Source organism: Sinorhizobium terangae (genome assembly GCF_009601505.1).
Classification (GTDB): Bacteria; Pseudomonadota; Alphaproteobacteria; order Rhizobiales; family Rhizobiaceae; genus Sinorhizobium; species Sinorhizobium terangae.
Genome location: NZ_WITC01000049.1, coordinates 14,573 through 28,373, shown reverse-complemented (window position 1 = coordinate 28,373; position 13,801 = coordinate 14,573). Strand labels below are relative to the sequence as shown.

Annotated in this window: 9 protein-coding genes; 1 reads left to right on the top strand and 8 read right to left on the bottom strand. The window is 55.8% G+C overall.

Annotated elements, in window-relative coordinates; all coding sequences use genetic code 11:
* Window positions 1-9: 9 nt before the first annotated feature.
* From virB4 to GHK62_RS13015, 5 genes are all read right to left on the bottom strand, one after another.
* A complete protein-coding gene (gene virB4 / locus GHK62_RS13035; RefSeq protein ID WP_153439622.1) occupies window positions 10-2,379 on the bottom strand; it encodes a type IV secretion/conjugal transfer ATPase VirB4 in 2,370 nt (789 codons plus the stop codon).
* Entirely contained in the window at window positions 2,379-2,705 is a 327-nt protein-coding gene (locus GHK62_RS13030) for a type IV secretion system protein VirB3 (protein ID WP_153439621.1), read from the bottom strand. The genes virB4 and GHK62_RS13030 overlap by 1 nt, the downstream gene beginning before the upstream one ends.
* On the bottom strand, window positions 2,702-3,067 hold the full coding sequence (gene virB2, locus GHK62_RS13025) for a pilin major subunit VirB2 (protein WP_153439620.1): 366 nt from the start codon (window positions 3,065-3,067) through the stop codon (window positions 2,702-2,704). The genes GHK62_RS13030 and virB2 overlap by 4 nt, the downstream gene beginning before the upstream one ends.
* Before the next feature lie 17 nt (window positions 3,068-3,084).
* Complete coding sequence (locus tag GHK62_RS13020; RefSeq protein ID WP_153439619.1) at window positions 3,085-3,786, bottom strand: type IV secretion system lytic transglycosylase VirB1; 702 nt, start codon at window positions 3,784-3,786, stop codon at window positions 3,085-3,087.
* Window positions 3,787-4,499: 713 nt separating this feature from the next.
* Window positions 4,500-6,833: a two-component system VirA-like sensor kinase gene (locus tag GHK62_RS13015; protein WP_167528231.1), complete on the bottom strand. Its 2,334-nt coding sequence runs from the start codon at window positions 6,831-6,833 to the stop codon at window positions 4,500-4,502.
* 2,086 nt (window positions 6,834-8,919) lie between these two features.
* Between GHK62_RS13015 and virD4 the strand changes: the two genes are divergently transcribed.
* Window positions 8,920-10,680: a type IV secretion system ATPase VirD4 gene (gene virD4, locus GHK62_RS13010; RefSeq protein ID WP_153439617.1), complete on the top strand. Its 1,761-nt coding sequence runs from the start codon at window positions 8,920-8,922 to the stop codon at window positions 10,678-10,680.
* Between the two features lie 297 nt (window positions 10,681-10,977).
* Here virD4 and GHK62_RS13005 read toward each other — a convergent pair whose 3' ends face one another.
* The 3 genes from GHK62_RS13005 to GHK62_RS12995 form a co-directional block, all read right to left on the bottom strand.
* Window positions 10,978-12,186 (bottom strand): beta-ketoacyl-[acyl-carrier-protein] synthase family protein, encoded by a 1,209-nt coding sequence (locus GHK62_RS13005; RefSeq protein ID WP_153439616.1) that lies wholly within the window; start codon window positions 12,184-12,186, stop codon window positions 10,978-10,980.
* Window positions 12,187-12,465 carry a phosphopantetheine-binding protein gene (locus GHK62_RS13000; protein WP_153439615.1) on the bottom strand — a complete coding sequence of 93 codons (279 nt, stop codon included), beginning with the start codon at window positions 12,463-12,465 and terminating at the stop codon, window positions 12,187-12,189.
* Between the two features lie 356 nt (window positions 12,466-12,821).
* On the bottom strand, window positions 12,822-13,778 hold the full coding sequence (locus GHK62_RS12995; protein WP_153439614.1) for a glycoside hydrolase: 957 nt from the start codon (window positions 13,776-13,778) through the stop codon (window positions 12,822-12,824).
* Window positions 13,779-13,801 lie beyond the last annotated feature (23 nt).

Sequence of the window (13,801 nt, the reverse complement as noted above, 5' to 3'; positions counted from 1 at the left end):
TTGCCTCCGTCAGTCTTGTACTTCATCGTAACGCGCCATGAATTCGTCGAGCCATGCAGGCGAGTTCTCGCCATATGTCTGACGTAGCTGATCTGCAAAGCGCACGGTGTTTGCCCGTCCCGAGAGTACGGCGACATATTCGCGCATCTCCCGAAGGTCGAATTCGCACACAACACTTCCGCTCTCGCGCTTAAGCAAAAATTTGCGGCTGCCGATCGTCATATCCTCACGGATCGCCTGAAATTCTCGTTCGGTACATTTCAGCCCGTCGATATAGGCAGATCGGTCTGCTGTAGGCGATGGGTAAAAGATTTTTGTCATGCATTGCGCGACAAGGCTGGCCCCGAGAGGCGACTCCAACACGTGCTCAGGTTGCTGTGTTGCGAGTATAAGCATGCCGTTATTCTTGCGCACAGTGAGCAGGAATTTGTCCACAACTGCGGAGAATTGCGGGTTCAGCAGGTAGAAACGAAACTCGTCGCAGCTCATGACAAATCGACGGCCATCCACGACAGCGCCCACCCGATGCAAGAGATATGCAGCGGCCGGCGCACAAACCTCCTCGTACTCCAGGAGTTGCGTCATATCGAAGCCCGTGACTGAGGCATCCAGCCTTACTTCATCGATCTCTCCGTCAAAGGCCCAACCGAGCGCGTTTCCTCTGCACCACCGCTGCAGTCGCGCACCGGCACCCTCGGATGGGCCGTGCAACAAGAATTCGCGCAGGCCTGCGAGTGAGCGCATACCCGGCTCAAACGAAAGCTGCCGAGCAATGCCTCGCTCCAATCGGCGGTTCTCCTCCGGGGTGATGCCGCCACGTCCATCGGCCTCGATCAGCGCCACGATCCATTCGCGCAGAAAATCCCGCGACGCCGATGTATTGGGCAGGCCGCGCAGAGGCGCCAAGCCGCTCGGCGCTCCTCTGCGTAGAGCCAGATATGTTCCTCCCGTTGCACGTACCAACAGTTCACCACCACGGTCCTTGTCGAAAAAGACGATCGCGCCATTGCGGTGAGCCATGCTCTGCTCGAGCATGCCCAGGATAAAGGTCATGAGCGTCGTCTTGCCTGTCCCGATAGGACCGAATATCGCGGTCATGCCAACGTCGTTCTCGTGGGGGACATAATCGAAAGGGGTCCCACCATTGGTGCGAAAGCGCGCAACTGCGTTGCCCCAGTGGCCCTCAACGTTGCCGCCAGGGAAATTCTCAAACGAGACAAGACCGGCTAAATTTCGCGAGGTGATCGCCCCGGGGCGCGTACGCCACTTGAAGTTGCCCGGAAGCTGCGACCAGTAAGCGGCCTCCATACCGATACTCTCTTGGACGGTGACGGCCCCTGCATCCGTCAACCGTGTGCGGGCTCGCGCAGCGCGATCGGCAAGACTATTGAGATTATCCGCATAGACGCAAAGGCTTAAATGATGCGAGCCCATAACGAATTCGTTGCTTGCAAGTGCGTCCTCTGCCTTGGCAAGTTCACCAATCTGGGTGATGGCCTTGTCACCGGAACTGATCATCTGACTGGACTTAAGACTGAGCTTGGCATGGGCCTGTGCACGGGTGAGGAACGAGAAACTTTGGCTCAAAACAAGCGGGAAGTCTGTGCACAACAGCGTATTGAGCATTCCCGGCCGCGTTTTTGCCGGGTATTCACGTAACGAAAAGATTGAGCCCACGTAACTATCTTGCGGCGTTCGGATCTCTAGCGCCCGCTTGCCGCAGATGACTCTGTCAGTATAGATCGAAGCGCCAAGTGAGCCGCTGACGACTGGAACCGGTGTAAAACGGCAAGTCATGATCAGGCGGAGGGCTTCGCCAATCTCCGAGAAAAGCACGTCATCTTTCTCACGAATACCGAGCCGGCGGGGACCATACGCGTCGAGGGCGCCAGCAAGCACGTGCCAGAGATCTTCCAGATTTCGCATCTGGCTTGCAAGATCGGCTTCTTTTCTTTTGTAGAACCTCGTGAACCGGCTGCTTATTTTCCCAAGCGGGGCGCGGGGAAACACAATCAAGGTTAGGAAGTGATCGTTGCGGAAGAGTTTACCGGAGAGCACACGCTGCTCAAAAGCTTCGCTCAGGCGACTCGCAAAAGCGCTGCGGAACTGCCGTTTTGGCAGCGGCGGAACATCGTTATGCCGCACAAGATGAGCGTTTATTGACACGTTATCATCGGCGATGTTGCGCAAGAGCGTATTAAACCCGCGGCAGCGTGCATTGCGGATTTCAACGTCTTCCAGTTCAAAGGGCAAACCTTGGACATGTGCCATGGTCATGATCGAACCGTCTTCCAGAACGACAACGTGATCGTTGAGGTGCCCGATATAAGGAAGATAGATCTCACCGGACCGCTCGGTCGCGCCGCTTGTGCCGAGCATTAGATCATTCCTCTTCCGCGCTGCGGCACCTTTATTGGATTGGGGCTAACACTTGCTCCGCCCCAAACTTGGCCATCAACGCTTCTGCCGGCACTCTGCAGAAAAAGCAACACTACGCTCATAGCGTTATAGTCACGCTCTACGATGACGCGCGCTGCGAACCAGAGTGGCACAAGAATAAGTTCGTAAAGGGGGTTCTTGAAGATGACGATCAAAAACCCGGCCGACATCATGAACAACCCAGCCACGGTTAGCGGCACCCCGAAAAACAACGCTGGTCGGGTCGCCGCCACATAAAGGGTGCTTTCTTCCAGACGGGCACTCATCCGCCGGCTCCTCCTATGAGCGTTTTACCAAGGAAGCTGGCTCCGAACATGATGACGATCCCCCCAACAACGCCTGCCACAAGGCCAAGTGAAGCACGACCGAACATCCAAGATACGCCAATGGCGACGATGCCGAGAACAGCCAGTGACTGTCCGAACGGACCAAGGATGAACCCGCATATGTTGTTCACCATCGCCGCAGGGTCACTTCCGCCCACCTGGGCCGCAACTGGCCCGGAGGAGACAAGGCTCCATCCGGCCGCCCCACCAGCGGCAGGCGCATAGTTGAAGGCCACGCGCAACACGATGTCCACAGGACAAAAGCGCTCCAAACGTCCGCGGCACCTTTTAAGGAATGTCATTGATACACCTCTGTTGTTCAATCGAATATGAGTTGATTGTCTTCTGGGGAGTTGCCGTCTTTCGGCATCTCGGGAGTACTTGATGAATCGCTGCCAGAACGGTGCCGCTCACGCGGAGCCCAAACATCCCACGTTTCTTCCGGCTTCGCTTTTTCATCGCCTTTGTCCGGCAGGTCGACCAGGGCCGGCAAGATCTTTCGCGCGGCTAACTCAACCTTCCGCACATATCCGTTCGCAAACCCGCGCGTCAGATTCCCAGTATTGTAGGCGGAGATTGCCTGACGAAGCGCCCGCTGCTCTGCCGCGGCAGTGTTGCCGCCCGCGTAGCGGCTTTCAAGCAAGGTCGCTGCAGCCGAGAGTGAGATGCAGGGCTGAAACGCATTCTCAGGCGTGATACCCAGCGCGGGAAAGTTCTTGGAATTGATCTGCATAAGCCCAACGTCGATCGAATGTCGGGCTTTGATGCGCTCCTTCACGCTCTGCGTTGCTTCCGCTGGATCTTTCCAGTGAAGAGTTTCACCGGTGGTATTGTCATGTGCCGAAAGCGGATGAAAATCACTTTCAACTTTGGCAATTGCTGCAAGCGTAGACGGAGAAACCCATGGCGCGCATTCGCGAGCAAGCTGGCCGAACTCACGCAGGGAGAGTGGCGCTGCCTCGCTTGAGATATACATGGAGGCCAAAAAGACCATCGACACGGGCCAAGCCGCATTCAACATTTCCACTATCCCCTCACTGTCGCAACCCGTCGGCCGGAACGAGTTGGCATCATCTGTTATTGGCCATTATGGGGAGGGTCGGTTACTCTAGAATTTTCGAATTGCTCTTTTCTGTTTCATCTGAAGCAAATGCCGTTTGAGGGCGTCAGGCGAGTACAAGATGCCGGATCCAGGGCGTCACCAACGCAACCTGTCGCCGCCGCGCCGGACCTGCGACAAGCCAAACTGATGCAGCTTGCTTCAAAGTTAGTTGACTGAGTCAAATCACGTGGACCGTCTAATGCAGTCAAACACGCCCTCGTCATTGCCACCCTTCGAGGGCTGGCCTTCCATTTCGAGGACTCTGCCGCGTTTCGCGCCTTTACGCGGCTGCCGTGCCCGAAGAAAACGAAGCTAGGACGGACGATCCGCGCCGACAGCACGGCGCCAGCAACAAACTGGTGTTGCAGGGGGAGGCAGGTGGATCAGCGCCGTCCGTAGATCAGCCTGACGCCGGCCGCTGCCCTAAACGTCGCACATGCTCGCCGGCAGAGCACCTTGCACGGACTTCCCTTGCCTCGCCGCACAGGACCTTGCCGCGCCGCCACCAGTACCAAACGCCGACAATCCGTCCATCCGCCAGCCAAGTGTCACCAGATAGCCTAGTAGAACAAACGGTTACGATGGGCGCGAGTCTGATTATCTGGTTGAACGCTGACTATGAGATGAACGGATTACTCGCTAAGCGCGAACATCCTCGAGGCGGCAATCCAGTCCTCATACATCTCCAGCGCAGCTGGATCGGGCTCTGCTACGGCGATGATCTCTCCGTTGCCAACTGGTGTATTACAAGGACCCACAAAGCTAGCAGGACTGACCGGCTCCTTAGGAGACGGCGGCAGATAGATGTCGAAGCGCGTACCGCGTCCAATAGCTGAGCGAACGTCAATGTACCCGGCAAGCGCGCGCACATGACCGTGCACTGCGGCGAGGCCGAGCCCCGTTCCGCCAGTGCGAGCGCGCGTGGTGAAAAAGGGCTCAAAGATATGTGGTAGTACGGCTTCAGCAATGCCTTTGCCAGTGTCTGCAACGGAAAGGAGGACATAGTCGCCGGCTGGTAGATCGCCATGCGCAAGGATCTTCGATCGAGTTACAACAACGCGAGAAACGCTGACCTCAATGCGGCCTTCATCCGTGAAAGCCTCCGAGGCGTTCTTGCAGAGATTCATCAGAATCTGCTGTACCTCAAGTGGACACCCCTCGATCACTGTCTGGTTCTCGTCAATTTTGAAGTTCAGCTTTACATCCGCACGAAGCGCTACGCGCAGCAACGGAGCCAGGTCCATTACTACCTCGGAGACGTTGAAGGGCTTCGTCATGCGCTCCCGATTTCGGCTCAGTGTCAAAATCTGATCGATAATCAGCCTCGCTCTGTCGCCTGCCGAGATGATTTGGTCGATGTAATCTCGAGTTCTTGAGGGGCGACGCAGAAGACCGTGGGCTATCTCAGCGTACCCAAGAATTGCCCCTAGGATGTTGTTGAACTCATGCGCGATACCACCTGCAAGTGTCCCGACGGCCTTCAGCCGTTCCGCATGTTCCAACCGCTTCTCCAGCAGACTGCACTCCTTCTGTCTACGTTGAAGGTCTAGGTAACTGCAGACACGGCCAGCCGCGCACTCAAGAAGTTGGATCTCCCTAGAAGAGGGCTGTAGACCGTCTCCTTCATAAAGAAGGCAACATACCGCGATGAGTTGATCCGAGACCTTGAAGACAAGCAATTGACAAAACCCGGGTGTCCCTTCCGCAACGCAGCCAGCCTTTTGCGCGGGAAAAAGGCGAAACACTGCCCTGCGCCCCTCCGCCTGAGCAAGAGCAGCGGTTTCAAGAAGCCAAGCATCGTTCCAGATCGGCGCAGGAGTGTCGGCGGCAAAGCAGTCGACAATACCCTCCACACTCACGTCGACCAGTGCCAGCGCGCACTGATCAGCATTGAAAAAGCGCTGGACAACTCGCAGTGCCGCTTGGGTGGAGGCGGCTAGCGAAGCCCTTGTTGCCCCACCATCCTCGAAGCAAGCCCCAATCTCTCTCGTTGCCGCTTGAAATTCCAAGCGCCTTGCCAATCGATCCGTCTGCAGTCGCAGCCTGGAAAATAACGCAATTATGCAGAAGCAAAGGCATATAGAAATTGAGCCTAGGAAAACATTTGCCCGCCGCTCGCTCGCATCGACCAAGCTGTAGCCCTTCAGATATTCGCGCTCCAATTCCACAGCTTTGTCGATAGTGTCGGATGACGCGATCCTGTTTACAGCGTCGTACACCTGCGGCAGCAAGGACAGGATAACCCGGCCATCGCGCGCAAGGGAATGTTTAATGGCTTCATCTTCGCCCATAGACGCCTGAAGCCGGTCGAGATCTTGACCGATCCGTGACGCGAGGCTCGCAGTCGGCCTAAGCGAGAACCGCAGAACCAGGTCGCCCAGTTCCAAAGGCCGTACAGTACCAGAAACGTCGCTTTTCGACGGCAATCTCGCAAGCAAGCTCAGCGACTGGACGAAGCGACTGAGAGAAGCTTGCAAGATCACGTCTTGCGCGCCCATAGCTGCCGCGGCCGCATCAGTCCTTTCGACCGAAGATTTTACCTGGCTGAGCAGGTGAGAGACATCACTGGCGTTCTCAAGAGCCGCCTTTTCGAACAGCAGCTCCAAGTTTGCCACGCTCTTAAGCAAAGCCCCTGTCGTGGTGAGAAGAGCTTGGCGATTCAACAGCGTGCCGGCACGTGCGCGAACGACATCACGTTGCAGCAATGCGCTATCAATCCGAATTGCGCCCAGTTCACGTAGGATCGCCTGGTTGGCCTCGTCGTCCTGCCCGCGCGTCATCCCCAGCCCCGCAAACAACAAAGTCAGGATCACCAACATTAAGATAAGGTTGGCATTGAGCCTTTTCTCCGTTGGGGACGGCGAACAACCATGTCGGTTTGCCTCCCTCTGCGAGCGCCGAGGCTCGAACATCAGCTCAGCTTCGATCTGGCGGGTGAATGGCCGCTGCTGCGTTAGGAAAGCCACTTTGGGCTCCATTTAGAAGAAATCGCATCCCAGCGACGATCCGCCATAGCCTTACTGGATCGAGCGCCACACGTTCGGATGGGGTTACGAAGGGTTATTCGGCTTATCCGGACCTCGGAGGAGTGAAACCTAGCCACGTATGACACTTTACTTCCTTGTGCATGCGAACGGATGTTCAGGACCAGTGCCGCGGAACCCCGTGTGCTAAACACCTAGGCACCTCTCGCTCTGTTTCAGCTAGAGGTGCCTGACACGCTATGACGAGCCTTTACGCGAAATAGCGCTTACACTGTGAACGTGACACGCTATGAAGCTCATCGCCCCCAGTTTGAGCGTTCTCTGCTTCTCAAGGAAGATGCCAGTTCCGCTCGCGCATCATTGTCAGTGCTATTGAGGCGTTCCGCGGTCGGACGCATCTCGCTCAGTTCCGCTCGAGAAACGGGTCCCTGTCCTGCTGCGTGCCCAAGTGCTTGAGCCTGAACCTGTGCGATCCTACTGTCCAAATTTGAAAGCGACGGCTCTGCCGCATGTCGAGCTGCAGACGGCGCAAGCGGCTCTTGACCGGGAAGCGCACTGACGTTCTGCAAATGGTCGACTGGTAGTTGCGCCCGTTGCTCTGCGTTCAGGTGGTGATATCCTTTTAAAAGGGCACGGGCAGCATTGTGCCTGGTGATGTGGTCTGGCGGATCTGTGACGAGCTCAACTGCCCGGTTAACGAGACGATTTCTGTTTCCACTGTCCAGGTCACCTAGGTAGTCCCCCACCTTAGAGAGCGCCATTGCTTGATGTCTCGGCGGGTCGATGTCCAGAATGCGATCGACAGCGGCTGTTTTTCTCTCAGGAGTTTGAAATTTGAATGTTGGTGCAATTACGGGAGCTACAGCCTGTGCGAACGTGCGGGCTGGCAGGCCTTCGTCCACGGCGACGCCGGCTAGGGCCCTGTCGTGCAACGCCCTGGCCGCGGTGCCCAGCCGGTTGATCCGCTCGTGAAACGGCCCAACGGGACTTGCCTGCACTGCCTCTCGCGTTGAGCGGCTTGCTAGTTCAAAGTTCGCTAGGTTATGTGCCGTTTCAGCTGTGTCGTGGGTCGGTAGACGGCTCGCCACCTCGGCCACCAGGTCGTTTGGAAAGTGAGTGGTTCGTTCGGCGCCGCCGCCATCTCGTACTGAATTGCCATCGACACGTCTCCGCTGTCTTTCGCGTTCCATTGGTTAGACCCTGATGTTGTTTCTACAGCGCCAAGGCTAACATCGAAGAGCGAGCCGCTAAACCGATATCGCGTTACATTTGTAGTTCCACACAAACATACAAGCTTGCCGAAGCATCGACTGCTCAAGGAATTGCGTTGCCAAATGAGATGCCACCGGACTCTGCAGCGCACTGGGCACTGAGAAATGGTGAGCCTACACGGTCAGCCCTCCACCGATTGTCCAACCAGCCTGGAAGGTTGACCATCTCTCCCGTAGCAGTGCTGAGACGGAGCGGTATGCCGCGACTCGTGCATATCAAATATCTGCGTCGCTGTGAGGCGGCGAGACGTCCGTTCGGCGCATGTTCTTGTAACGCGGCCGCGGGCATCAATATGCGCTTCGAGTTGACGCTGATAGTGTTGTTGAGTTCGCTAGAAAACGGCATCCGCTGGCCCACAGCCTTAGCGGCTCGTTCTCGTAGGCGCCCTAAAGAGAAAGTTCGTCTGTGGCGAAACTCTCTCATCTGGGACTCTCTGGAGCGATGCGTAGAGCGCACTTTTCCAGCGCGTTAGCGGCGACATGTCGTCGTGTGGACCTACCTGGAAAGAACAACAGGTCCAACGGTTTATTACCCTCCCGCCAGCAACAATGGAGACGGACAGATGCGTATTCCTGTTTGCGGCATGTCTAAGACCCGACGAGAGAAAGTGCTGTTATAAATTACATACCCGTTCTATTACGTTATATTTGTAACATAACACGAGTTACACATGCTTGAACATAACTCAGTGCATACATTACCTTGCATCGGACGGCATCTTCTGCTCTTTGACGGAGGCGTCGTAACTTGGAACAGGGCGCGACTCACGAAACCGCTCGATCTATACGGTGGATCAATGATTCCAGACAAGAATGCGCCCGCAAGCATAATTCTAAGCATCATGTGCTCACTGGCTGCAGGTTTTTGTGCGGCCAGTCTGTACGCAACATTTCGCTACGGATTTAGCGGTGAAGCGATGATGACATTCGACATCCTCGCTTTTTGGTACGAGACGCCTTTCTATTTGGGTTACACAACCCCCGCCTTCTATCGCGGCTTGGCAGTTGTCGTCTTAACGTCTGGCCTCGTTCTGCTGGTCCAACGAAGCGTGTGCCCCCCCAACCGCGAACATCACGGCACAGCGCGCTGGGCGCGACTGGACGAAATGCGGCACGCGGGTTATCTCCAGAGATACAGTCGCTTGACTGGCCCGGTATTTGGGAAGACGAGCGGCCCATTTTGGTGTGGATATTACCTGACCAATGGCGAGCAGCCTCACAGCCTCGTTGTTGCACCTACCCGCGCCGGCAAAGGTGTGGGCATCGTCATTCCAACGCTACTTACGTTCAAAGGATCAGTGATAGCTTTGGATGTTAAGGGGGAGCTATTTGAACTCACCTCCAGAGCACGCAGAGCTGCTGGTGATCATGTGTTCAAATTTACACCACTGGATCCGGAGCGACGCACGAACTGCTATAATCCTCTCTTGGATATCATAGCGCTGCCCCCCGAACGGCAGTTCATCGAGGCGCGTCGCCTGGCGGCGAACCTCATCACGGCCAAAGGGGAGGGAGCGGAAGGTTTCATTAACGGCGCACGAGATCTTTTTGTCGCCGGTATACTGGCCTGCATTGAGCGTGGCACGCCGACAATTGGAGCCGTTTACGATCTTTTTGCTCAGCCAGGAGAGAAATATAAGCTGTTCGCGCGGCTCGCCGAGGAGACCCAGAACAAGGAGGCTCAGCGGATTTTCGACAATATGGCAGGCAACGACACGAAAATCCTGACCTCCTACACTTCAGTGCTGGGCGACGGAGGGCTCAACCTGTGGGCAGATCCGTTGGTTAAAGCGGCGACAAGCCGATCAGACTTTTCCATCTACGATCTGCGCCGTCGAAGAACTTGCATTTATCTTTGCGTCAGTCCAAACGATCTTGAGGTGCTCGCGCCATTGATGCGCCTACTCTTTCAGCAGATCGTGTCAGTTTTACAGCGCTCGCTGCCTGGCACGGATGAGAAGCACGAGGTGCTATTCCTCCTCGATGAATTCAAGCACTTGGGCAAGTTGGAGACGATTGAGACAGCAATTACGACCATTGCAGGCTACAAGGGCCGCTTTATGTTCATTATCCAGAGCCTTTCCGCGTTGACGGGGACATACGACGAAGCCGGCAAGCAAAACTTCCTCAGCAATACTGGCCTGCAGGTCTTCATGGCGACGGCCGATGACGAGACACCGACATACATATCGGAAGCTATCGGGGACTATACATTTCAAGCGCGCTCGATTTCCCATGGCCGAGGCCTCGATCGCAATATTCAGATTTCGGATCAAGGTGCACGGCTATTGCGATCCGAACAGGTGCGCCTGCTGGATGACGAATGCCAGATCGTCCTTATCAAGGGGCAGCCGCCACTTAAACTGCGAAAGGTTCGATATTATTCTGATCGAGTCTTGAAGCGCATCTTCGAAAGCCAGACTGGAGACCTTCCGGAGCCTGCACGCTTGACGATGTCGGAAGAGGATCAAGGCCCATCGGGGATGCCCAAGGATGCAACAGCATCTGACTATGAAATTGCGGAAGGAATACTTCGGGAAAGGCCGTCAGGCGCCTGAACGACCGGCGACACACTGACCGCCACTGAGATCAGGGCCGTTCCCGGGTGCGGACGCCAATCTGATGTGGATGCAGGTTTCCCGGATCTTGTCGCATCATCGGGGCAACAAGTGTTTGTTTCCGAAAGTCCCGCACCCGTCGGAACCTAGCCTCTTTGCGTTTGTAAATTGGTATGACACGTTCGGTAAAGGACATTCAGGTACGGGCCGCGACGTCGAATAACAGGACCGAAGCGCGCTATAAAATGATCGAGGCAGAACGGGGAGCGTTGACCGGACACGGCATGACGTCCGCTACTACACCTGTCTGAATGCCAGAACCGCGTTTGTGCCTCCCATTGCGAACGCGTTGCTTAATGCTACTCGAATCTCTTTCTCGCGCGGCACATTCGGCGTGACGTCGAGGTCGCATTTTGGATCACGCTCATTGTAGTTTGCCGTGGGCGGGACAATCCCGTGGCGGATGGCCATCACACACGCAATCATTTCGATTGCACTTGCTGCACCGAGACAATGTCCATGCATAGATTTGGTGGCCGAGACTGGCATCGAGCGGGTATGGTCCCCAAAGACTCGCTTGATCGCCGCCGTCTCAACCACATCATTGACTCTGGTGCCGGTCCCGTGTGCATTGAGATAGTCGACATCTTCGGGATTCAACCCGGCGTCTTGAAGACACGCACGCATCGCAGCCTCCGGCCCCTCCGCAGCCGGTGCAACAATATGGAATGCGTCCGCCGAAAGACCAATGCCGGCGATCTCAGCAAGGATTATCGCCCCGCGCGCTTTTGCATGTTGATAGCTTTCCAGCACAGCCATACCAGCACCCTCTCCGAGTACCACGCCCCTTCTGTCGGCAGAGAAGGGTCGGCAAGTATCCGGTGCAAGGACGCGCAATGCTTCCCATGATTTTAGGACACCCCATACGAGCGGCGCGTCGCTACCACCGGCAAGCATGACGTCGGCTCGGCCGAGCCTGATCTGGTCCACCGCCGAAGCGATTGCATTGTTGGCCGAGGCACACGCGGCGGTAACGCCGAAAACTGGTCCGCGCAGACCCAGATGCATGCTGACTTGGCCCGCAGCAGCACCCGGCATCACTCTTGGAACAGTGAGGATCCCGGTGCGCTTGGCACCGCTCAAAAGGAGGGCGCGGTAATTTTCCTCAACTGCCTCGGAGCCACAGATACCGACGCCAACTGTTGCACCATAGCGATGGGCATTCCAGTCGTCGCAGGAAAGGCCTGCCTGCGCTACCGCCTCACGGGCGGCAAGCACGGCAAGAAGGCTGAAACGATCCATGGACGAAAGTTGCTTTTGACAGATGTCGTGCTCCGGCAGTACCTTAATCTCGGCACCGATAATGCCGTCTAGCTCATAAAGCTCGGTATTGGCGATCGGTCCGATGGCGGAAATGCCAGCACACATGCCTCGCCAAATGGAGGCCGCATTGCTGCCAAGGGCGCATAGTCCGCCAACCCCCGTTATGACGACGCGCCTATCCATTCAGGCTTCCTTTGCCAAAAGGGGGCGGACAGCTTCCACTATATCGCCGACGGTATGAAGATTTGACCAGGCGTCCGATAAGTCCAGGTCGATCTCAACGTTGTTGGCTCGCTCAAGATCCCAGAGAAGATCCGCTAGGTCGAGCGAATCAAGGTCGAGCGAGGTTAGTTCCGTTGCAACTGTTATTTCTTCGCAATCCGCCGATGTAGCTGCCCCAGATTCCGACTCGGCACGCTTCCTGATTGCAGTTATTAATTCCTCATTGAATTGATCGGACATGCCAATTCCTTCCATTATACGCGTCGATTTCGAGCGTATGCGTCTCAGACAGGTTCGCACAGCGGACTGGATTGCTTATTGAAGTAGAATGGAACATGGTTGGAATTGACATGGACAACAAAGTCATAAAAAGCACTTGGATGTTAAGTACATTTTACATGCACTATCGACTAAGATTAGGAAAATTGATTGTTTGGATGCCACGCATTGATGTTCTGAATAGACTGAATGCTATTTTCGCCACCTTTAGCTCTGCAGGAGACCAACGACCTGCGACCGACCTCAGCCCGGCATGCAAATGATCGAGGCGCGGCGAGCACAGCACTGGGTCAAGACGCACTCTTCGCTTTTAGCCATCAACAGCCGTGTTCGGGATCGACCGTCGTTACCCGTAGCTGTGCGGGGTGTTGATAAAAGGCATCCGCCAAAATATGGTGGTCATGGCGATAGACTTCGGCCATGATATCGTAGAGTTCTGGATCGTGAGCCTTGAAGTCCTCTGATGTGGCAATTGTGGTCTCGCCACGGCGGTAGGCCATATTCGTATTAAACCAAAACCGGGTGCCTTCAGCCCAATACTCGTCGACATTGTTCTCCATATACGCACACGCCCATAAGCCCTTCTTTTTGGCTTGAGTGTAAGCCCGCTCGACACGTGCAACGAGTTCAGGGTCCACCGTGCGAAGTGTGTTGAATATATTATGTGAGAACTCATGGACAAGGATGTTTCCTCCATAGTGCCACGTTCCCGGCACGGACATTAAATTCTCGGCGGCCCCCGTCGTATATAGTCCGCCAAGGCCACGCGCCCGATACGCCCAGTATTCCCGGTCCGTCATCTTGCCGATCGTGTTGGCGTAATTGCGCCGTTCGCCAGGAGTGAGTCGCGGATCATCGGGGGGCGGCTTCTTCAAGTCCCGCTGCTCGGGAATGTCAGTGGTCGTTTCATCAACTGCCATGACGCCCACCCGCGCCCCGGCCCGGATCATGGCATCGCGGACATCACGCCGTTCTGACAGCATGTAAATGACGATGTCACGGGCAATCAAGAGTGCCGTGTCTGGAACCTTCTCCGACGCAATAATAGGTACCCCTTCTGCGTCAGCGTATTTCGCGTAGAACTGATCCAAACCAAGCGATTTCGGCGGGCTGCGCACTATGAACCTATCGAAACTCGATATATCAGCCGCCTGCATCCGCGATGCGGATGCCCCTTGATCCCCGCCGCCTAGGTCGACTGCGGGCGCAGCCAAAAAGCCGAAAAGCACTATCATCACTGTCCAGATGCATATTATGGTCGTTGTTTCGTTCATATGCGGTCGCTCCTACCGGCTCA

Bases quoted from the DNA above. Each gene is read 5' to 3' on its own strand.
- virB4 (WP_153439622.1), bottom strand. From the start codon at position 2,379: ATGCTCGGCACAAGCGGCGCGACCGAGCGGTCCGGTGAGATCTATCTT.
- GHK62_RS13005 (WP_153439616.1), bottom strand. From the start codon at position 12,186: ATGGATAGGCGCGTCGTCATAACGGGGGTTGGCGGACTATGCGCCCTT.
- GHK62_RS12995 (WP_153439614.1), bottom strand. From the start codon at position 13,778: ATGAACGAAACAACGACCATAATATGCATCTGGACAGTGATGATAGTG.
- GHK62_RS13000 (WP_153439615.1), bottom strand. From the start codon at position 12,465: ATGTCCGATCAATTCAATGAGGAATTAATAACTGCAATCAGGAAGCGT.
- virD4 (WP_153439617.1), top strand. From the start codon at position 8,920: ATGATTCCAGACAAGAATGCGCCCGCAAGCATAATTCTAAGCATCATG.
- GHK62_RS13020 (WP_153439619.1), bottom strand. From the start codon at position 3,786: ATGTTGAATGCGGCTTGGCCCGTGTCGATGGTCTTTTTGGCCTCCATG.
- GHK62_RS13030 (WP_153439621.1), bottom strand. From the start codon at position 2,705: ATGAGTGCCCGTCTGGAAGAAAGCACCCTTTATGTGGCGGCGACCCGA.
- virB2 (WP_153439620.1), bottom strand. From the start codon at position 3,067: ATGACATTCCTTAAAAGGTGCCGCGGACGTTTGGAGCGCTTTTGTCCT.